This is a genomic window from Pseudanabaena sp. PCC 6802 (assembly GCF_000332175.1).
GTDB lineage: Bacteria > Cyanobacteriota > Cyanobacteriia > Pseudanabaenales > Pseudanabaenaceae > PCC-6802.
Genome location: NZ_KB235914.1, coordinates 4,171,386 through 4,192,404 on the forward strand (window position 1 = coordinate 4,171,386; position 21,019 = coordinate 4,192,404).

The following is a 21,019-nucleotide window of genomic DNA, read 5'->3' on the forward strand; positions in this document are numbered from 1 at the left end:
CTAACGGACTGTGGGTCTTTGATTGTTAATCCGATTTTTTACAAACGTATACAGGCGATCGCAACCGCGCTCGATCGTATTGAGATCGGTGGCGTAGGAAAGGCGAATATTCGTATCCATGCCAAAGGGAATGCCTGGTATGACTGCCACCTGTGCTTCTTCTAGTAGCATCTCCGCAAATTGGAGCGAACTCAAACCTAGTTCCTTAATATTAGGGAAGAGGTAGAATGCCCCATCGGGTTTGAGGCAACTAATACCTGGAATTGCATTCAAGCGCTGGAACATGACTTCGCGCCGCTGGGCAAAAGCCTGCCGCATTGACTCCACGCAATCCTGGGACTCTGTCAAAGCAGCTAATGCACCGTATTGAGCGAAAGTACAGACATTTGACGTACTATGACCTTGAATCTTGGTGGCAGCTTTAATTAAATCCAAGGGCCCCGCTAGATAGCCAATTCGCCATCCGGTCATAGCGTAGGCCTTAGCAAAGCCACTGCTGATAATCGTGCGCGATCGCATCTCCGCACTCACAGCCCCAATACTTAAATGCTGCGCCCCATCATAGAGAATCTTTTTATAGATTTCGTCAGCGGCAATCGCAACTTGTTCGTGGTGGCTCAGGACTTCTGCGATCGCGCGAATCTCCTCGGGCGTATATACCATCCCTGTGGGATTAGAGGGCGAATTGAGGATAAACAGCTTAGTACGCGGTGTAATGGCTGCTTCTAGTTGCTCTGGTGTAATTTTGTAGCCATTAGCTGCATCGGTGATGACAAATACTGGCTCGCCATCTGCTAGCTTGACCATTTCGGGATAGCTCACCCAGTAAGGCACGGGAATAATTACCTCATCACCCGGATCGAGCAACGCCATCATCAAGTTATACAAAGAATGCTTGCCACCATTCGTGACAATTATCTGGTCTGCGGTATATTCAAGCCGATCTTCTGAGGCGAGTTTATCGGCGATCGCCTGCTTGAGTTCTGGCATTCCCGCAGCAGGGCCATATTTGGTTTTACCCCGATCCAGAGCTTGTTTCGCCGCCGCTTTAATATGTTCTGGCGTATCGAAATCTGGCTCGCCAGCACTAAAACTGCAAATGTCCATCCCGCTTGCCTTGAGAGCTTTAGCCTTGGCATCGATCGCCAAAGTCATAGATGGAGTGACTTTACTAACGCGGTGGGCTAATTGCATAAGCTGTATTCGATCTGCTGATTTATACCAATTATTCAATGTATTGTCGATCCCGCGATCGGTTTTTAACGATCGCTTAATCTAGTCTACGTTTGGTATTCTTGAAAACAACAGTAACTAGACTTTGAGACCATGACACAGACTCCCCTCGCATCTATTCCCTCCCTTCAGGCCAACAGTCGCCCAGATGCACTGGGGCGATTTGGTATTTTTGGGGGTAAATACGTTCCAGAAACCCTCATGAGCGCTTTGAGCGAGTTGGAAGTGGCGGCAAAGTATTATCAAAACGATCCCGAATTCCAAGCAGAACTGGATGGGCTACTGCGCGATTATGTGGGCAGACCCAGCCCCCTCTACTTTGCGGAGCGCTTGACCGATCGCTACGGCACCGCCCAGATTTACCTCAAGCGCGAAGATCTCAACCATACGGGCGCGCATAAGATCAACAACGCGATCGCTCAGGCTCTCCTCGCCAAACGCATGGGCAAAAAACGGATTATTGCCGAAACTGGTGCGGGACAGCACGGCGTTGCCACTGCCACCGCCTGCGCGCGGTTTGGCTTGGAATGCGCGATCTACATGGGCGACCAGGATATGAAGCGCCAGGAATTAAATGTATTTCGCATGAGGTTAATGGGGGCAGAAGTCAGACCTGTATTTGCGGGAACGGCAACCCTCAAAGATGCCACCTCCGAGGCGATTCGCGATTGGGTTACCAATGTCGAGACTACCCATTATATTTTGGGATCGGTGGCGGGGCCGCATCCCTACCCCATGCTGGTGCGCGACTTCCATGCTGTCATCGGGCGGGAAACGCGATCGCAATGCCAGGAAAAATGGGGCGGCTTGCCGGATATCTTGCTTGCCTGCGTTGGTGGTGGTTCCAATGCGATGGGCTTGTTCCACGAATTTGTCGAAGAGCCAACAGTGCGCCTGATCGGGGTTGAGGCTGCTGGCGAAGGTGTAGATACCGACAAACATGCTGCCACCTTAACTAAGGGCAGAGTAGGCGTTCTGCATGGAGCCATGAGCTACCTATTGCAAGATGCGGAGGGACAAGTACAGGAAGCCCACTCCATCAGTGCCGGACTCGACTATCCCGGCGTGGGGCCAGAACACAGCTACCTGAAAGATTCTGGCAGAGCCGAATACTACAGCGTCACCGATCGAGAAGCCCTGGATGCCTTCCAGCGCTTATCTCGACTAGAGGGGATTATTCCGGCGCTGGAAACTGCCCATGCGATCGCCTACCTGGAAACCCTGATGCCACAGTTAACTTCAGACAAACGCATTGTGATCAACTGCTCTGGGCGCGGCGATAAAGACGTACAAACCGCGATCGCTCGGTTAACCATTTAATATTCTGGGATTGCAACCTATGACCGCTCTAACCCTGGATCTACATCTTGCCCTGGAACTGACAGACGAGCAGTTCGAGCAGATCTGCCGCACAAATCGGGATTTGAGATTAGAACGTACTGCAAAAGGAGATTTAATTATTATGCCCCCGACCGGAGGCGAAACTGGCAATCGTAATATCAAGCTCAGCACCCGTGTTGAGATTTGGAATAGCCAGACAAATTTGGGAATTGCCTTTGATTCGTCTACTGGGTTCAAACTGCCAAATGGTGCGATTCGCTCCCCAGATGCATCCTGGGTGCAATTGGAGCGATGGCAGGCGCTCACACCTCTGCAACGGCGAAAATTCATACCGCTTTGTCCGGATTTTGCGATCGAGCTAATGTCTCCTACCGACGAGCTCGGGGATACTCAAGCCAAAATGCAAGAATATCTGGCAAACGGACTGCAACTGGGATGGCTGCTCGATCCCGACTCCAAACAGGTAGAAATTTACCGACCCGCACAGCCAGTAGAAATTCTGCAAAACCCTGCTAGTCTGTCGGGTGAAACCGTATTGCCAGGGTTTGTCTTGCACTTACAAGAAATCCTGTAAAGAAATCCTGTGCTTAAATCTTTTTAGGGCTGTCAATGCTTGAATACATCACTACTTTAGTCATTCTTGGTTCCATATTTGCCCTCTTTAGTCTGGGTTTAAATCTGCAATGGGGGTTCGCCGGGCTGGTCAATTTTGGGCACGTGGCATTTATGACCATTGGAGCCTATACCACCATCCTGCTTAGCTTAAGAGGCGTACCCTGGTATTTTGCCTTTCTCATCGCTTCTGCTCTAGCTGGCTGCCTTGGCCTGGCGATCGGCAGCACCACACTACGTCTGCGCGAAGACTACCTGGCGATCGTGACGATCGGTGTATCGGAAATGGTCAGATTGGTCGTGAATAACGAGGAATGGCTCACCAGGGGCACCAGAGGCGTATATGGCTACGAGCGTCCCTTATTTGGGCTGGTACCGCCAACCTCCTACCCTTTCCTATTTGCAGCGATCCTTTTAGTCGTGCTCGGTCTGGTCTACTGGCGGTTGGAGTGGTTGGTGCGATCGCCCTGGGGGCGCGTCCTCAAAGCAATTCGCGAAGATGAGGAAGTCGTAAAAGCATTGGGAAAAAATGTATTCTGGTACAAATTGCAGGCATTTGTCATTGGTGGCGCGATCGCCGGTATGGCAGGCAGCTTTTTCGCCTGGCAACTGACTACGGTTTATCCAGATTCATTCATACCGCTAATTACTTTCCAAGCCTGGACGATCGTGACGATCGGTGGGGCGGGTAGTAATTTAGGCGTACTGATAGGAGCTGCGATTTTCCAGATTTACAACGTACTGCCCAGGTTTTTACCAGCTCAAATCCGCGCTGACGGCGGCAAGTTTGAGGCAATTCAGCTAATGTTAATCGGTCTTACGCTGATCTTGTTAATGCTGTGGCGACCGCAAGGCATTCTTGGCAATAAGGACGAACTGACCCTAAATCGGTAAATACACGATATATAACAACTATAGCCAATAGGCTTAGGACGGGGTGCAGGGGTGGAACCCCTGCGTGGGGGCGCAGCCCCCACACCCCCTGTCCTAACAGATTCTGTCTACGGCTATATTTGCCAGAATTCTCCTTTTTCTTAGTCCGCGCCAGTGGACTTTGTTTGTTTAGCTGCGACTTCCAGTCGCCAGACAAGATCGCGCAATGGTTAAGAGAGTCGATAGATATTGAATTCTTGACGATCGCTAACCGATAATGGCCAACTGATATAAACTAGATATTTGCCAATATCTGGCGCAACTGCAATCTTAAAACTTTGAGCAAATCCATGAAGGTTACCCTAGAAAAACTCCCTAAAAGCCAAGTCTGCTTTGATATCGAAGTCGAGGGAGAAAAATCGCAAGCAATTTACGATCGCACGGTGCAAAAATTGACGCGATCGGTTCAGGTACCGGGATTTCGTAAGGGTAAAGCACCTAAGCAGCTCGTGATGCGGCAAATAGGTACTGAGCAAATCAAGGCAGGCGTACTGGAAGATCTCCTGGAAGAAACCCTAACCCAAGCCCTCAAAGAACAAAAAGATATCGATGCCATTGGTAGCTTTGAGCTAGTTACGCCCATTGAAGAATTACTGGCGAATTTTGCCTACGGACAAACATTTAATTTTCGCGCCGCGATCGACGTGCAGCCAGAGGTAACGCTCAAGAATTACAAAGGTCTGAGCGTTAAAGTCGAAAAGATCGAGCCAGACCTCACACAGGCAGACAAGACATTACGCGAGTTTCAAATTAAGCATTCTACCCTTGTCCCCGTTGAGGATCGGGGCGCGCAAATAGGCGATGTCGTCACCATCAATCTGATCGTAATCGATCGAACTACTGGAGAGGAGATGCCAGATGCTGGTGCTGAAGATCTCCAGCTCGATATGGAGGTGGATGACTTCATCCCCGAACTAATTGAGGGGATTGCGGGCATGACCGTGGAGGAAACCAAGGAGATTGATGCTGATTTTCCAACAGACTTCATCAGCCGCGATCTGGCGGGTAAATCGGTTAAATTCGTAACTACGCTCAAAGATCTCAAAGCCAGAGAGCTACCTGCCCTCGACGATGATTTTGCCAAGACGATCAGCGAAAAGGAGACGATGGCAGAACTGCGCGAGTATCTGGAGACCCGCGCTGTAGAAGAGGCTGAGGATAAAACCAGGGAAAATACTGAAAAAGCCATTTTAGAGGCTCTCGTACAGGAGATAGAGGCAGATCTACCTACTAGCCTGGTTAACAAGGAAGCAACTATCATGCTCCAACAACAGGCAATGTACCTGCAACGCAGTGCTGAGGGGGCAAGGCTGGCCAAACAACTATTTACCAAGGAGTTAATTGGCGAAATGCGGCGGATTAACGAGCCGGAAGCGATCGCCCGCCTCAAGCGCACGCTAGCCCTAGCAGAAGTCGCCAAGCTAGAAAAACTAGAAAATACTAAGGAAGAAGAAGACAAACGGGCAGCGGAAATTTTGCAGGCTTTGCAGGGCGAGGTTGTCGATCCTCAAAAACTGGCTGAAGTAGTGGCAGACGAACTGCTGACTGAAAAGGCAATGGAGTTCCTGAAGCAGAACGCCCAGATCGAGTACGTGGCAGAGGGAGAACTAAAACCAGAACCAGCGGCGATTGCAGAAACAGTCGCCGAGCCAGAAGCGATCGCCGAGACAGCCGCTGCCTCAGAAGAAGTAACCGTAGAAGTAGTCACCGAGCCAGCCCCAGAAACACCAGCCCCAGAAGCACCAGCTTCAGAGGCGCTCGCCTCTGAAGCAGAGGTTGCAGACAAGAAACCACCTGCCAAAACAACCAAAAAGACGAAAAAGGTTAAGGCCTAGCCGCTACTTTAACAACATTTGAGGCATAATAGCTCTCAGTGGAGTAATACTGCAAATAGTAAAGTTGGTGAAACCATGTTGAACGCTCTATATTCAGACCAACCCAGCCAGGTGTTCGCTGAAGGTACCCCAGTTAATGAGGTAGTACCGATGGTAATCGAACAATCAGGTAGGGGAGAGAGGGCTTTCGACATATTTTCGCGTCTCTTGCGCGAGCGGATTATTTTTTTGGGTACACAGGTTGACGACTCTCTGGCTAACGTGATCATGTCCCAGCTTTTGTTTCTAGAAGCTGAAGATCCGGAAAAAGACATTTACATATATATCAATTCGCCCGGTGGCTCTGTCACCGCTGGTATGGCGATCTATGACACGATCAAGCATGTTAGACCTGATGTATTTACAATCTGCATGGGTTTAGCAGCTAGCATGGGAGCCTTCCTATTGTCAGCCGGAACCAAAGGCAAGCGCTTGTCTTTGCCCAACTCGCGCATTATGATTCATCAGCCCTTGGGTGGAGCTAGGGGGCAAGCGATCGATATTGAAATTCAGGCAAAGGAAATTTTGCATCATAAAAATACTTTGAATCGCTTGTTAGCCGAACATACAGGTCAACCCCTAGAAAGAATTGAGCGCGATACCGAAAGGGATTTTTTTATGTCCCCAGAGGAAGCAAAGCAGTATGGGCTGATCGATCAAGTTGTCACTCAAAAGAAATCATTGACACACCCAACTCCGGTTCTCGCTAGCGTAGCCAATTGAGAAGAATATGCCAAGTAAATATGACTCCCACCTCAAATGTTCATTTTGCGGCAAATCCCAAGAGCAGGTTCGCAAGCTAATTGCTGGCCCGGGGGTTTACATTTGCGATGAATGCGTCGATCTGTGCAACGAAATCCTGGATGAGGAACTATTTAGCAGTTCTTCATCGCACCCACCCCAGCGCAAAGAGCCACAACCAGAAAAGCGCAAGAATAAGTCTGGTGGAAGCTTTAACCTCAATCAGATCCCCAAGCCGCGCGATATCAAGCGCTACCTTGACGAAAACGTGATCGGTCAGGATGAAGCTAAAAAAGTACTGTCGGTTGCCGTCTACAACCATTACAAGCGCCTCAGCTTCCTGCAATCTTCTTCGGGTAATGCTAATGGCAAAAACAATCCCTATGAAGATGGCGTAGAGCTACAAAAATCGAATATTCTGCTCATCGGGCCTACAGGTTGCGGTAAAACCCTGCTGGCTCAAACCCTCGCAGAAATGCTGGACGTGCCATTTGCCGTTGCCGATGCCACAACCCTAACGGAGGCGGGCTATGTGGGCGAGGATGTTGAGAATATTCTTCTGCGTCTTTTACAAGTTGCCGATCTGGATGTAGAAGAGGCGCAACGGGGCATTATTTACATCGACGAAATTGATAAGATTGCCCGTAAGAGTGAAAATACATCGATCACTCGCGATGTATCCGGCGAAGGCGTGCAGCAGGCGTTGCTGAAGATGTTGGAGGGCACGATCGCCAACGTCCCCCCCCAAGGCGGACGCAAGCACCCATACCAGGACTGCATTCAAATCGATACTAAGAATATTTTGTTTATTTGCGGCGGTGCATTTGTCGGCTTAGAGAAGACGATTGAGCAGCGCATTGGCAAGAAGTCGATGGGCTTTATTCAACAAGGTGATGGCATACCTAAGGAAAAACGCACCGCCGACGTTTTAAAGCATCTACAGCCCGACGACCTGGTTAAGTTTGGCATGATTCCCGAGTTTATCGGTCGCGTTCCCGTTACTGCTGTCGTCGATCCACTCGATGAAAGCACGCTGATGTCAATTCTGACCGAGCCGCGTAGCGCGTTAGTCAAGCAATATCAAAAGCTGCTGAAGATGGACAACGTGCAGCTAGAGTTTCACCCAGCCGCGATTAAGGCGATCGCTAAGGAAGCTTATCGACGCAAAACTGGAGCCAGAGCATTGCGCGGCATAGTCGAACAACTCATGCTCGATGTTATGTACGAGCTACCTTCGCGTAAGGATGTGACCCGTTGCACGATTACCGCTGAAATGGTGGAGCAGTTGTCTACCGCAGAGATCCTACACCATCCGTCCTCTCTTCCAAAGCCGGAGTCAGCCTAGCTCTTGCCTAGTTTTGTTCGGGGTGTAGATGGTTTACCGACATGTCGCAATCTCACCCACCAGTCATGTTAGTCGATGGCTACAACGTTCTTGGAGCTTGGTACAGGCTAATGACACTTCGCGAAGTGGAGGGTTTTGATGCCGCACGGCAAGAGTTAGTGGAGGTAATGACTAACTTTAGCGCCTATCATGGTTATCAGACGACGCTCGTGTTTGATGCTTACAATCTAGCTACTCCCGGCGTAACTGAGAAAGTAACCAAAAATCTCAAGCTGTATTTTACCGAACACAAGCAAACCGCCGACACCTACATTGAAAAAATCTGCGCCCAGCTATATCGCCATCCTCTGCGTCACCTTAAGCGTGTAATCGTTGTCACCTCAGACCGCGCCCAGCAGATGACAGCGGTGGGCTTCGGTGCGGAGTGGATGTCAGCCCAGGCATTAGAGTTTGAGGTAGAATCGACATTTAGTAGTGTAAAACATCGACAGAAGCCGCGAAAAGAGTCCCCCAAACGCATGTTAGGACACGTAATTGATGCGGAGACCAGCAAGCGACTCAAGAAAATGCGTAAAGATCTGGAGTTTTGAATCATGAACGAATTTTCACCTGCGATCGCCGAATCACCCACACCAAAATCTAAAGATGCCAAGAAGAAGAAAAAGAAGAAGAAAGAAGACAAGCTCGTTGACAGCAATAATGGCATGTCGACCTACATAACTATGTCCGAGCGCGAGAGCCAATCTAAGCTCTCCAGTCGAGAATATGAGAAAGAACTAGTCCGACTGCAAGTAGAGTTAGTGAAATTGCAATACTGGGTCAAACATGTAGGCGCTCGAATCGTGATTATATTTGAGGGGCGCGATGCTGCGGGTAAAGGCGGTACGATTAAGCGCATTACCGAACCGCTAAATCCGCGCGGCTGTCGAGTTGTGGCACTGGGTACGCCGAGCGATCGCGAAAAAACGGAATGGTACTTTCAACGCTATGTGGCTCATCTGCCATCAGCGGGCGAGATCGTTTGCTTCGATCGCAGTTGGTATAACCGCGCTGGTGTCGAGCACGTAATGGGTTTTTGCACCGACGAACAGTATCAGGAATTTCTGCAAACCTGTCCCGAATTCGAGCGGATGCTGGTCAGGTCGGGCATTATTTTGATCAAGTACTGGTTTTCGGTCAGCGATGAAGAACAGGAGCGTCGGTTTCAGTCACGCACGCTCGATCCAGCTCGTCGCTGGAAACTGAGTCCGATGGATTTGGAATCGCGCGATCGCTGGGTGGAATATTCTCAAGCCAAAGACCGAATGTTTGCCCACACTAACATCCCCGAAGCACCCTGGTTTACAGTCGAAGCCGACGACAAAAAACGCGCCCGTCTCAACTGCATCGTTCACTTCCTGAGCAAGATTCCCTACGTTGACATGACCCCAGAAGCCCTGGAACTACCCCCGCGTAAATCTGCTCCTAACTACGTGCGACCGCCACGCAACGAGCAATTCTTCGTGCCACATGTCTATTGAGCTAACCGCTAAAGGCTATAACATGTTGTAATGGTCGGGAGAGTGTTTGAATACATACTGGTATGGTTTATCAGCCTGCTAAATACCTTAATTTGAAAAGTCAGTTTAAAGCGATCGAGGAACGGCTAGCTCAAGACTTAACTTCTAGCAGTACCAATAGTACAAAAAAGCTGCTTGCTCTGCACGCTCAAGTACAGGATTTCTTTCAGACGCAAATTCTCGACAATCCCGATCCCCACGAAGCCGGGGAAACTCAAGTTGACGAAGAGCTAATTCTGTCGCACTACGTAGAAATTAATAAGCAATTACGCTTGTTGGGTGCAGACCTTACCATGTTACACGCAGCGCGCAACCCCGACACATTTGTCCAGCGACAACAGCAAGCTAGCGATCGCTTGAATATGCTAATTAGTTACTGTAGTGCTTTGCTCCAAATCGACAGTCAAAGCTAGCTGGTAAAGGTAACGGCGGGGCAACTTAGAAACTGCCGCCAGTTGGCGGCTAGCCTGCGATCGCGATACCCCATCCCCAGACAGCATGATCGCCTTTAGTTCTGCCAGTAACTGCGCCTCCGTCCAGACTATCTGCGTGGCAGTCGCCCCATCGACGACAAGGGTAAATTCTCCTTTGGGGTGGCGATCGCTGTAGTAGGCGATCGCGCCGCCCAGGTTGCCGCGCCAAAATTCCTCGTGTAACTTGGTTAGCTCGCGGGCGATCGCTACTTGTCTACTCGATCCCAAATGCTCGGCTAGATCCTGCAAAGTTTCTAGCAAGCGATGCGGTGCTTCATAGAATACAATCGTGCGAGTTTCTGAGGCTAATGCTTCTAAGCGCGATCGCCGTTCCTGATTGTCCGTCGGCAAAAAGCCCTCAAACGCAAATCTGTGCGTTGATAAGCCGGATGCGGTTAGGGCAGTAATTACTGCCGTCACGCCCGGTATCGGCACCACCGCGATCGCAGCCTCAACGCAAGCCTTCACCAATTCGCAGCCAGGATCGGAGATACCAGGCATTCCGGCATCGGTGACGATGGCGATCGCTTTACCCGAACGCAGGAGATCGATCAGTTCTGGAATGCGCTCTTGACAGTTATGCTCGTGGTAACTAAGTTGGGGAGTCTCAATTTGCCAATGTTTCAGGAGCTTACCCGTATGGCGCGTATCTTCAGCGGCAATTAAATCCACAGTTTGTAGGGTTTTGACGGCTCTCACCGTCATATCGTCTAGATTGCCAATGGGAGTACCGACTAAGTAAAGTATGCCTGGTGACTCAGATGCGGTTAGCGCCAATTTTTATCCTCCATATCCCTCAGTTGCCGCTCCAGGCGATCGATACGCCCGCGCAACTCGTCAATTTCATTCTGACGGGGTACGCCCAGATCCTGCATAACGTTGCGAATTTGACGCTGGATCAAGGACTCCAGATTCACCTGATCGCTTTTAAACCGTTCGGTCATCTCGTTGATAAAGTCCGTCGCCTGTTTGGGGTCGATTTTGCCTTCCTTGACCCATTCATCGGTGACTTCCTTCAGGCGCTCTGCCATAAGCGAGGTCGTGCCTACCCCGATCATCAGTAGCTGTTTTAGTAAATTAGCACTATCCATAACTGTCTGGCTTTTGTTTTTATCATTTAGCTTCTACTACATTCTGACTCAGAAACTATCGACTTAGCCACTCTTCAGCCATCCTGTACGTATGGGGGGCAAGCTAATAGCTGGTAGCCAATTGCTACTCGGTAAATCTGCATACCACATCCTCTAACGCATATCGCTTATGCTATCTATTACCTATGAGTAAATAGCTTTGCTTGCTATATAGGCGCGATCGCAGGCAATATAGCAATATAAATTCAAGGTTCATTTAACAGGAGTAACATTATGACTCGCGCCATTATGGAAACGGAAAAAGGCACTATTAACTTAGAATTGTTCGATCTCGACGCTCCTAATACCGTCAAAAATTTTACCGATCTGGCTCAAAAGGGGTTCTACGATGGGCTAACCTTTCATCGCGTGATCCCCAATTTTATGATTCAGGGTGGTTGCCCCAAGGGTGATGGTACTGGAGGGCCTGGCTACAGAATTAAATGCGAGATCAATAGCAACAAACACCTTGCTGGAACTCTCTCCATGGCTCATGCGGGGCCTAATACCGGAGGCAGCCAGTTCTTTATCTGCCACTCGCCCCAACCGCACCTGGACGGCGTACATACTACATTTGGGCAAACCAAGGATATGGATGTGGTGAATGCCATCCGTAAGGGCGATAAAATTCTCTCAGTTAAGATCGAAGCGTAGAAAATATAAAAACAACACATAACCCTTCTCCTCGCAGATCGGGAGGAGAAAGCGTTATCCTCTATTCCCTTTAGAAATCCCTTTAAAAACTTTAGAACCTGCACACTTGAATGCTGAAATCCCGATCCCCCCTAGCCCCCCTTATCAAGGGGGGGATTCTAAAAGCTAACTTTCCCCAGGCTTTGCATTCCCCTAAGTGTGGGGGGGTGGGGGGCTCGGTTTTATATAAGTCATGCACTTTTAAAACGACTAAAAGCCAGATTGTAATTCTGGAGGCATCCCTATGAGAGCAGTGTTGATGGCTGGCGGATCGGGAACGAGGCTGCGCCCGCTCACTTGCGATCTACCCAAACCCATGGTTCCTATCCTGAACCGCCCCATCACCGAGCATATTTTACATCTGCTCAAGCAGCATGGGATTAATGAAGTAATTGCAACTCTGCACTATTTGCCCGATGTAATTCGAGACTATTTCGGAGATGGGCACGATTTCGACGTTAACATGCACTACGTAGTGGAGGAAGATCGACCGCTCGGCACGGCAGGGTGCGTTAAAAATGTGGAAAGCCTGCTCGATAGTACGTTTTTGGTCATGAGCGGCGACAGTATTACCGACTTCGATCTCAGCGCCGCCATTCGCTTTCACAAGCAAAACAGGTCGCAAGCCACTTTACTCCTCAGGCGCGTTAACGAACCCATGGCGTTTGGGGTTGTGATTACCGACGACCAACACCGCATCCAACGGTTTTTAGAAAAGCCATCCACTAGCGAGGTGTTTTCCGATACGGTAAATACAGGAATTTACATTCTAGAGCCAGAAGTACTGCGCTATCTCCCACCGAATACTCCCAGCGATTTCTCAGAGGATTTGTTTCCAGTATTGCTAAGTAACAATGTGCCGATGTTCGGCTATGTGGCAGACGGTTATTGGTGCGATATTGGTTCGCTCGATGCCTATCGCCAGGCGCAGTACGACGCAATTAGAGGCAGGGTAAATCTGAATTTGGGCTATCTACAGCAGCGCACGGGCGTGTGGGTGGGCCAGCATACAGAAATCGATCCTACAGCCCGCATCGAAGCGCCAGTCCTGATTGGAGCTAATTGTTCGATCGGTCCCAGAGTCAGTATTTCCGCTGGCACCATCATTGGCGATCACGTTACGATTGGCTCTGATGCGGACTTGCAAAGGCCAATTATCAGTAATGGAGTAGTTGTAGGTGAAGAAAGCCACCTTTGGGCGTGTACGGTGGCGCGTAATGCGCGGATCGATCGCCGCAGTCACGTGATGGAAGGTGCGGTGATTGGCACTAGCTCGATCGTGGGCGAGGAAGCGCATATTTGCCCTAACGTGCGGATCTGGCCGAGCAAAAAGGTAGAGGCAGGTGCAACGCTGAATAACAATCTGATTTGGGGTTCGATGGCTACCCGCAATCTGTTTGGACAGAGGGGAGTTTCAGGTTTAGCTAACGTCGATATTACGCCCGAATTTGCCGTGAAGTTGGGAGCTGCCTATGGGGCGACTCTAGGCCCTGGAGCGCAGGTGATGGTATCTCGCGATCAGCGCCCGATTTGTCGAATGGTGACGCGATCGCTAATCTCTGGGTTAATGTCCGTTGGCGCTAATATCCAGAACTTAGAAGATAAAGCCATACCGATCGCCCGCTTTACCGCACCGGGTTTGGGCGTAGCAGGTGGCGTGCACGTTCGGATTCATCCAGATAAGAACGATCACGTCCTGATTGAATTTCTCGACAGTAACGGTATCAATTTGGACAAAACCCAGGAAAAGAAAATTGAGAATGCCTACTTTAAAGAAGATTTTCGCCGCGCTCGCATGGAAGAGATTGGTGAAATCTCTTATCCATCCCGCGTATTCGACTATTACAACAGCGGCTTTGCCCGCAACTTAAATATAGAAGCAATCCGCAATAGTAGTTTTAAACGGGTGATTATTGATTATGTCTACGCAGTTTCTGGGGCAGTTTTGCCGCGCATTCTGGGCAAGTTTAACTGTGACGTGATCGTGCTGAACGCCAGTCTCAATCAAGTTGCACCTCCCATCTGCGAACGCGAAAAAATGCTGGAGCAACTGAGCGATGTGGTAGTGGCACTCAAAGCGAGTTTCGGCGTACAGGTATTCGCTAATGGCGAGAAAATGATTCTAATTGATGAAACTGGAGCAATAATCCGAGATGAGATTCTCACTGGTACGATCGTGGATATGGCGCTAACAGCACAGCCAGGCAGTACAGTAGTCGTACCAGTTTCAATTTCGGGCTTGGTCGAGCAAGTGGCAACTCAGCATCATGGTAAGGTAGTTCGGACTAAATCCAGTCCTACAGCGTTAATGCTGGCGTGCCAAAAGACTGAGGGAGCTATTCTGGGAGGCTCGGCGGAGATGGGATTTATCTTCCCCAAACTGCATCCTGGTTTTGATGCCATGTTTTGTGTCGCCAAGATTATTGAGTGGCTGACCATTCAAGAGCGAACTCTATCGCAAGTGCGGCAGGGGTTGCCCAAGTTCTACCATCGATCGGATTTTGTCCGCTGTCCCTGGAGCGTTAAGGGGGCGTTGATGCGGCATTTAGTGGAGTCATACAGCCAGAAACAACTGGAACTGGTGGATGGAGTGAAAATTTTCTATTCTCCCTATGATTGGGTACTGGTGTTACCCGATGCTGGCGAGCCGATCGTGCATATCTATGCCAATGGCATTGACAATAGTAGCCATGAGGGACAGAAATGGGTGGAACATCACATGCAGGAATTTCGCAAGCATATTGAATCGTTCTGTAAGCTGCAGTTAGCCCTGTCTAAAGATACGGCGCTGTTAGATACATATTAGTAGATGCATACTTTAGGTCTGGTTTGTTAACCCTTTTTCCTGGGGTCTGCGCAGGTAGACTTTGTTCTGTGTATAGCGATTATGGAAGTCGTGTTAAATATATCTGTTACTACTGTACATGCAAATCCCCCTAAATCCCCCTTTTCAAGGGGGATTTAGGGGGATTTGCATCTGTAGCATAGCATTAGAGAATTGGTATTACTTTAGCTTTTCTTTTTCGGCGAAATTCCTCATCCAACATCGAATAGAAGGCAGAATATAGCGGTTTTCAATTGGATAAATTATCGATCCATTTCGCCTTGGTGCTATTGAGAAGCTAGAGAAATGGTTGCAGGAGTACGGCGTTATGGTCAGTTTTGAAAAAGGTTTTCAAATGGTTTATTGTTCTTCCAACGGTAGGTATTAAAATCTCGATAATCGATAGACAGAATACGGCCATGACCGATTTCCTCAGCAAGTATAACTAGGGATGCATCAGCTAAGTCCATTGGCAAATTGGCATATTGTTGCATGAGTTGCGCTATTCTTTGAGCGTGTTGACATCCTCACCGAGCTAAAGCAACGGTGATTCCTAAGACTCACGACTTAGGTTTCTGTTTCTTCCCATTACTGGGGTTTCGCAACTGCCCTTTAAACTCATGCCTATCGGGTCTTATGTTCGCTCCACAGACTGCCACGGCAAGCCCTGCCGCCAAAATATTCTTACTTGCGTTGATATCTCGGTCATGGTTCATCCCACATTTAGGGCAATCCCACTCTCTAATATTCAACGGCAACTTTTCGACGATGTAGCCGCAATGCCCACACCGTTTAGAACTCGGAAACCAACGGTCAATCTTAATCAATGTGCGGCCATACCAGTCGCACTTATATGTGAGTTGTCTGACCAGTTCGCCCCAGCTAGCATCACTGATAGAGAGGGCAAGCTTCCGATTCTTGACCATATTCTTCACAGCCAAATCCTCAATGGCAATGGTTTGGTTTTCACGCACCAATTGAGTCGTCAACTTGTGAAGAAAATCTTGTCGTGCATCGCTAATTTCTTGATGCACCCTGGCTACTTTGAGACGGGCTTTTTCTCGGTTGCTAGAACCTTTTTGCTTACGACTCAACGCTTTCTGTGCTTTACGCAGTTTTTGGCGTTTCGCTTTAAAGCCTTTAGGGTTAGCAATCTTTTCACCGTTACTCAATGCAACCAAACTTGTAATGCCCAAATCTATTCCAATCTGATTAGGAACAATTGGCAATGGTTTTATCTCGACATCTACCAACAAAGAAATTGTCCATCGTCCAGAGGGCGAGAGCTTCACCGTAACAGTGGATGGCTCAACACCTTCTGGCAGCATCCTACTCCAACGAATCGGCAACGATTCGGAACATTTGGCAAGATATACTTGCCCGTCCTTGAACTTAAATGCCGATTTAGTAAATTCAGCACTGCCGCCATTACGCTTTTTCTTAAAGGTTGGGTATCCAGCCCGACCCGCAAAGAAGTTAGCAAATGCAGACTGGAGATGTCTCAATCCTTGCTGCAATGGAACGCAGCTAACCTCATTGAGAAATTGAAGCTCGGCTTCCTTTTTCCAATCGGTCAGCATTGCAGAGCTTTCAACGTACCCTACTCGTTCTTGCCGTTCATACCATGCCTCAGTCCTGGCGGCGAGGGCACGATTATAGACGAGACGAGTACAGCCCAACGTTCGTCTCAACAGGGTTTCCTGTTCGGGCGTTGGGTAAAATCGGTACTTGAATGCTCTTTGCGTCATGCTTCACATTATAGCACGCATTCTGTGAAGTGCTCAACTTGATTGATGTAAAGCCGTCCTCCGCGTTGCTAAAGGACGGGGTTTCAAACCCATTTTTCTGATGATTTTGAAGGTCAAACAACTCAAATGCTCCGTTTGCGATCCCGGTCATGAAAGCGGTCTGGGCAGGTACTCCCTTGCGTGTCAGCAGCATATAGCAGGTTTCTGTAACTACACACCATGTTGTAATCAGTGGCTCATCGATCTTTCGTAGCGTTTGTTTAGCTAACTTGTGATTAGTGTCCTGGCGATCTGCTAAAGCCAGCCAGAAACCTGTATCAACGATTACCATATTTTGCTTCAAGTTCGGTGGCAAGAACTTCCTTGTACTTAACAGAGAGATCGCTTTCTACAGAACAGCAGCCAATAAAACCTGATTCTTCTAAAAGTTCAAAGGGTGTTTTTTCCTGTTTACGCTTTAGCTTTTGATAATAAGCATCAATGGCATCACTAAGAATATCGGGCAGGGATTGGTTGGTTTGTTGCTGAATATATGCGAGTTTTTCGCTAGTTTCGCGATCGATTTGGGTAATGATTTGTGACATTTAAGCTTCTCCTAAAGGCGATCGAGAGTTATAGCTATAGCCAATAGGCTTAGGACGGGGTGCAGGGGTTCCACCCCTGCACCCCGTCCTAATAGATCTGTCTACGGCTACATTAACTAAGACTAGATTTATTTTGGCAAATTTACTAGCATATCGATCACGGCATTGGATGAATTATCACTCTATTGAGCTTTGGTACGACCGAGCCGTCCGATAAATGGTTGCAGGATCGGGTGAAATCAAGATAAGTATAGGGCGATCGCATCAGCAAATAAGCTCTGCAAGCGCAGAAGTTGCGCCCCAGACTGATATAACAAATCGCCTTTACCCAATAAATTTGCAGCAGATGTTTCCTTGCCACCTAAGATAATCGCCGAGTCAGCTTCGCTAGCTGTGCGCAATGCAACCCTTCTGGGCAGATTGGAACGAATTAAGGGAGTGACTACTTTGGCCTCTGGGCGCTGCGTGGCAACAATTAAGTGGATGCCTGCGGCGCGAGCCATTGCACCGAGGCGTTTGATACTTTGTTCTAGTTCAGTACGCGTTTCTTTTTCTGCCATAAAGTCGGCATATTCATCAAAAATACAAACAATGCGCGACAGGAATTGTCCATCCTGTCCTTCCATTTTCTGATTGTAGGTTTGGATATCTGCGCATTTAGCTTTCTCAAATCGGTGATAGCGCTGTCCCATTTCTGTTACTAGCTCTGACATCAAAGCGATCGCTCGATCCCTATCTTTAACCATCTTAAACTGCCTATTTTATACGCTTATTGATCCATTTTTAGGACTTAACAATCTATACAGTTGTAATCCTGCCATTTTTCAGGAGTTAGATATGCATCATCCCAACGCCAAGAGCCCCAGAATTAACTAACACTGTTTGACGTTGAAATATACCAGTATTGCTCATTCGCAAGTAAGTTAGCTGAGTTGAGTTTTTTTCTATGGAATTGTCACGTAGAGCCATCTTAATATCATTAATATTGGCAATAGTCTTATCTCCATATCCAATAATAATGTCACCAACTTTGAGTCCAGCACGATCAGCTATTCCACTTTGCTCAATCTCGTATAGATAAACTCCACCACTAACATCAAGCTTTTTAAGTTGCATTGTAAAATATTGAGCAGTTCGTGAATACTGTTTTGCTGTTGGATCTTTTTCAGAGAACATATCAGCGTAACGAGAGAATGCTACAACAGCTTCATTAGTTCGACCTAGCTCCCGTAAGATAATTGCTTTACGCACAACCTCGTTTTGAGGATCGGAAGGTTGAATTACTATCTCTTTGTTGAGTTTTGCGTACTCATCAAGTTTTGCGTCTCGGAGATTCTTGGCTTCTTCAACAAGCGCGGCCCGTCGTTTTACAAGGCTTTCTGCTTGTTTAACTTTTACTACTAACAGTTGATTTGCTTCTTCTCTACTAATCAGTTCATGTGGCTTAAGATGTTGGAGAAGGCTGAGATGGTCTTGAGCCTTAGGTAATGGAGTTTTTAGACTATCTAGCACCATCAAGCCGTAGAGATATGCAATTTCAGATCGATTGAGTAACCGTTCTAAATCAAGCTTTACACGTTTCTTATGATGGGAAACTATTTCCAAATCTGTAGAAGTTTCTGCTGCTGCGGTAGACAACCCCTTAAGCAGAGATTCTGAGACATCTTGAACTTCTGCTAAACTGCTGTAAAACACTCGCACTCTTTCTGCATCTGCATTTCCATCAATCAATACCTGAATCAACGGCCCTCGCACTTCGGATAATTGGCGACTAGCAAAGGCTCCTCGAAGCGATGAAATTTGTTGTTGACGAATCAGCCTGTTATAGCCTGAATCGAAGATATGATTGAGAGAAGGAGCAATCTGATTACGGACATCTTGAAGACGTTGATCAAAATTATCATCTTCTAGAGCAGTTTCAACATAACTTAATCGGGCATCCATGTTGGTAATGTTTGTGAAGATCTCCTCAGCAATTAAGCTTTTGGCTTGTTCTAGTTTCCTTTGCCGAACCTCTGGAGGATCTCCTTTATAAATAGTTAATTCATTAGCAACAGTAGATCCCTCTCCAACATTTCCTTGAATGCTGATAATATAATGTTTACCACCAAAGATAATACCAACTGCACCAACAATAGCTGTTAAAACCCCAACAGTAATACTGACAGGTTTTTTAATGATCTTGACTACAGAGTCTCGAATTTGTGTCAAATTACGTCCCGCTTGACCTAGTTGGCTATTCTGCACTGAGGAGCCTGAAATGCTAAGGTCTTGATCTTGTTCTGAGGGTTTGGGGGAATTCTCTGCCATATATCTATGCATCAAGTAAAAATAACTTCATTCCAGTTCTCTAGCCTAATAAATTAGAAGCAAAACCTAGCCAAGATAGCAATTGATTGAGAATTGGCTGTACTTTTTGCCAAATACCTTGACTTGCTTCGATAGTTTCATTAGCCTCTTTTAGAACACCAGCAACTTTTTTCAAGCTATCTGCTGTGAACTGCTTGTCAGGATTTATAGTTTGTGATTCCTCTTTAGCAGCACCTAAATATCGCAGAGCCTTATTCTGGTACTCTAAAGGCAAGGCAGGCATTTTCAATAGTTCCTCAAGCTCTTCTAGTAACTCTACTGCGCGTTGTTGCGTTACAACTTGCATTCCTGAAGCCTGGGAATCGTGCTGAATTTGAACTAAATTCTCACCTGCTACTCCAACTAAGCCAGAAACTTGACCGCCATTAATTGAAATAGATTGAGACGAATGCGGTTTCTTACCAAACATAGATTTTCCCTAAGTCAAAAAGTTAATCAATGACACTATTCTAGACAAATAGAATTGCACTTGAGTTAAGTCTTAACAAAAAGATCTCTTTGCTACGTTGTCAGTTTCTCTTGCTTAATACTGATAATGCCTACAGGTGGATTTTAAGGCTTTGTTGTTAGCCATCTACTTTTAACCTTGTTTCCCACTTTTGAACAAAAGCCTCATATCTCATCTATTATTTCCGGATCTGCTGATGGGGGTTCATTTAACAACATGATTTTGGATCTGCACCAGTATTATCGGTATATCCACGATCATACCTCCTTCTAGAGCATACTTATCATAGCCAAGTTTTTGGGTAGCAGAAATATCCTCATTCATCTAAAAGGTCATCACATTAAGAAAAAGGAACAAAAAGAATTTGATTTTCGTAATCTTCAGGCTTACCACACAAAACTAGTAGTTCTAAATCATCAACAATCTTACCAATAGGCGCTGTTGCGATCGCCTCAACAACTCCAGGCATAGGCAGTCCTCGATCGATTCTTTCATAGGCATACATCGTAATAGTCGCTACATCGTGGGTAAGCAAGATGCGTCCCTCGCTGGCAGCCCACTCTAAAATATCTGGATCGCTAGCATTTATAAGCCCAACATCTTGAACTCGTACTATATCCAAGTCAGGCAAGCGTCTCATCAGACCGCGTAATATAGCTCCGTTAAAGTTTTCATCAGTTAGAAGCCGCACTTGCTATTTACTTCCTTTTGACTGATAGCGGGCAAGCAAGCGCTGCCTCAGATCGATTAAGTTATGCCTTTCCGTAAGTTGATGCCTCAGTTGTTGAGCTTGATTGCTGCGCTGTTCTAAATAACCATCAATTTCCTGACGATGGTTTAGATAATAAGTAATGGCGCTGTATATGTCTTCTAAACGCAGAGATGAAAACTGAATAGCAATTTCTTCGGGTGTAGAGCCATTTTGATATGAGGCAAGCACGCTATCCAGGGTTACTCGACTCGAACCGATACGGATACCGCCAGCTTCGTCATAACGGAAAGGAGGAGAGGTTGCTTCAAATTTGATTGGGGTAGTTGTTAGAGACATATTGTACCTGAGCTAAGCAGTACAAGGGTATTTTTAGCAATAAGTTTATCAATCGAGATTGGG

At 47.4% G+C, this 21,019-nt stretch carries 20 protein-coding genes and 2 pseudogenes; 11 read left to right on the forward strand and 11 right to left on the reverse strand.

Features of this window, described 5'->3' with window-relative positions:
* On the reverse strand, nucleotides 1–1,194 hold the full coding sequence (locus tag PSE6802_RS0125275) for a pyridoxal phosphate-dependent aminotransferase (protein WP_019502804.1): 1,194 nt from the start codon (nucleotides 1,192–1,194) through the stop codon (nucleotides 1–3).
* 132 nt (nucleotides 1,195–1,326) lie between these two features.
* On the opposite strand from PSE6802_RS0125275, the gene trpB reads away from it, so the two are divergent.
* From trpB to patD, 9 genes are all read left to right on the forward strand, one after another.
* Nucleotides 1,327–2,553: a tryptophan synthase subunit beta gene (gene trpB / locus PSE6802_RS0125280; RefSeq protein WP_019502805.1), complete on the forward strand. Its 1,227-nt coding sequence runs from the start codon at nucleotides 1,327–1,329 to the stop codon at nucleotides 2,551–2,553.
* Nucleotides 2,554–2,572: 19 nt separating this feature from the next.
* Entirely contained in the window at nucleotides 2,573–3,148 is a 576-nt protein-coding gene (locus tag PSE6802_RS0125285) for a Uma2 family endonuclease (RefSeq protein WP_019502806.1), read from the forward strand.
* Nucleotides 3,149–3,183: 35 nt separating this feature from the next.
* On the forward strand, nucleotides 3,184–4,080 hold the full coding sequence (locus PSE6802_RS0125290) for a branched-chain amino acid ABC transporter permease (protein WP_019502807.1): 897 nt from the start codon (nucleotides 3,184–3,186) through the stop codon (nucleotides 4,078–4,080).
* A 329-nt stretch (nucleotides 4,081–4,409) separates the two neighbouring features.
* The gene (gene tig / locus PSE6802_RS0125295; RefSeq protein ID WP_019502808.1) at nucleotides 4,410–5,954 is read left to right on the forward strand and encodes a trigger factor; all 1,545 of its coding nucleotides are present in this window, start codon (nucleotides 4,410–4,412) and stop codon (nucleotides 5,952–5,954) included.
* A 75-nt stretch (nucleotides 5,955–6,029) separates the two neighbouring features.
* Nucleotides 6,030–6,716, forward strand: a complete 687-nt coding sequence (clpP, locus tag PSE6802_RS0125300; RefSeq protein ID WP_019502809.1) for an ATP-dependent Clp endopeptidase proteolytic subunit ClpP — start codon at nucleotides 6,030–6,032, stop codon at nucleotides 6,714–6,716.
* A 7-nt stretch (nucleotides 6,717–6,723) separates the two neighbouring features.
* A complete protein-coding gene (clpX, locus tag PSE6802_RS0125305) occupies nucleotides 6,724–8,079 on the forward strand; it encodes an ATP-dependent protease ATP-binding subunit ClpX (RefSeq protein WP_019502810.1) in 1,356 nt (451 codons plus the stop codon).
* A 41-nt stretch (nucleotides 8,080–8,120) separates the two neighbouring features.
* Nucleotides 8,121–8,669 (forward strand): NYN domain-containing protein, encoded by a 549-nt coding sequence (locus PSE6802_RS0125310; protein WP_026103560.1) that lies wholly within the window; start codon nucleotides 8,121–8,123, stop codon nucleotides 8,667–8,669.
* Nucleotides 8,670–8,672: 3 nt separating this feature from the next.
* Nucleotides 8,673–9,599, forward strand: a complete 927-nt coding sequence (ppk2, locus tag PSE6802_RS0125315; protein WP_019502812.1) for a polyphosphate kinase 2 — start codon at nucleotides 8,673–8,675, stop codon at nucleotides 9,597–9,599.
* Nucleotides 9,600–9,661: 62 nt separating this feature from the next.
* Complete coding sequence (patD, locus tag PSE6802_RS0125320; RefSeq protein WP_019502813.1) at nucleotides 9,662–10,051, forward strand: heterocyst frequency control protein PatD; 390 nt, start codon at nucleotides 9,662–9,664, stop codon at nucleotides 10,049–10,051.
* Here patD and rsmI read toward each other — a convergent pair.
* Both rsmI and PSE6802_RS0125330 read right to left on the reverse strand, forming a co-directional pair.
* Entirely contained in the window at nucleotides 10,004–10,888 is an 885-nt protein-coding gene (rsmI, locus tag PSE6802_RS0125325; RefSeq protein WP_019502814.1) for a 16S rRNA (cytidine(1402)-2'-O)-methyltransferase, read from the reverse strand. The two genes, patD and rsmI, sit on opposite strands and share 48 nt — an antisense overlap.
* Entirely contained in the window at nucleotides 10,879–11,202 is a 324-nt protein-coding gene (locus PSE6802_RS0125330) for a phasin family protein (protein WP_019502815.1), read from the reverse strand. Before PSE6802_RS0125330 ends, rsmI begins: the two co-directional genes overlap by 10 nt.
* Nucleotides 11,203–11,475: 273 nt before the next feature.
* Between PSE6802_RS0125330 and PSE6802_RS0125335 the strand changes: the two genes are divergently transcribed.
* Together PSE6802_RS0125335 and PSE6802_RS0125340 are read left to right on the forward strand one after the other, a co-directional pair.
* Nucleotides 11,476–11,895 carry a peptidylprolyl isomerase gene (locus tag PSE6802_RS0125335; protein WP_019502816.1) on the forward strand — a complete coding sequence of 140 codons (420 nt, stop codon included), beginning with the start codon at nucleotides 11,476–11,478 and terminating at the stop codon, nucleotides 11,893–11,895.
* A 283-nt stretch (nucleotides 11,896–12,178) separates the two neighbouring features.
* Nucleotides 12,179–14,740 (forward strand): mannose-1-phosphate guanyltransferase, encoded by a 2,562-nt coding sequence (locus tag PSE6802_RS0125340; protein ID WP_026103562.1) that lies wholly within the window; start codon nucleotides 12,179–12,181, stop codon nucleotides 14,738–14,740.
* 350 nt (nucleotides 14,741–15,090) lie between these two features.
* On the opposite strand, the pseudogene PSE6802_RS36025 reads toward PSE6802_RS0125340, so the two are convergent.
* From PSE6802_RS36025 to PSE6802_RS0125390, 8 genes and pseudogenes are all read right to left on the reverse strand, one after another.
* A pseudogene (locus PSE6802_RS36025) lies at nucleotides 15,091–15,276 on the reverse strand (type II toxin-antitoxin system VapC family toxin); the annotation flags it as partial.
* A 42-nt stretch (nucleotides 15,277–15,318) separates the two neighbouring features.
* Nucleotides 15,319–16,506 carry an RNA-guided endonuclease InsQ/TnpB family protein gene (locus PSE6802_RS0125350; protein ID WP_019502819.1) on the reverse strand — a complete coding sequence of 396 codons (1,188 nt, stop codon included), beginning with the start codon at nucleotides 16,504–16,506 and terminating at the stop codon, nucleotides 15,319–15,321.
* Nucleotides 16,507–16,823: 317 nt separating this feature from the next.
* Nucleotides 16,824–17,090: a hypothetical protein gene (locus tag PSE6802_RS0125360; protein ID WP_019502820.1), complete on the reverse strand. Its 267-nt coding sequence runs from the start codon at nucleotides 17,088–17,090 to the stop codon at nucleotides 16,824–16,826.
* A 239-nt stretch (nucleotides 17,091–17,329) separates the two neighbouring features.
* Nucleotides 17,330–17,836 (reverse strand): annotated as a pseudogene (locus PSE6802_RS0125365) (FtsK/SpoIIIE domain-containing protein); the annotation flags it as partial.
* 85 nt (nucleotides 17,837–17,921) lie between these two features.
* Nucleotides 17,922–19,400 carry a PDZ domain-containing protein gene (locus PSE6802_RS0125370; protein WP_019502822.1) on the reverse strand — a complete coding sequence of 493 codons (1,479 nt, stop codon included), beginning with the start codon at nucleotides 19,398–19,400 and terminating at the stop codon, nucleotides 17,922–17,924.
* Between the two features lie 40 nt (nucleotides 19,401–19,440).
* A complete protein-coding gene (locus tag PSE6802_RS0125375) occupies nucleotides 19,441–19,869 on the reverse strand; it encodes a hypothetical protein (RefSeq protein ID WP_019502823.1) in 429 nt (142 codons plus the stop codon).
* A gap of 379 nt (nucleotides 19,870–20,248) precedes the next feature.
* The gene (locus PSE6802_RS0125385) at nucleotides 20,249–20,599 is read right to left on the reverse strand and encodes a DUF5615 family PIN-like protein (RefSeq protein WP_026103563.1); all 351 of its coding nucleotides are present in this window, start codon (nucleotides 20,597–20,599) and stop codon (nucleotides 20,249–20,251) included.
* Between the two features lie 3 nt (nucleotides 20,600–20,602).
* A complete protein-coding gene (locus PSE6802_RS0125390; protein WP_019502825.1) occupies nucleotides 20,603–20,956 on the reverse strand; it encodes a DUF433 domain-containing protein in 354 nt (117 codons plus the stop codon).
* Between the last annotated feature and the right edge of the window lie 63 nt (nucleotides 20,957–21,019).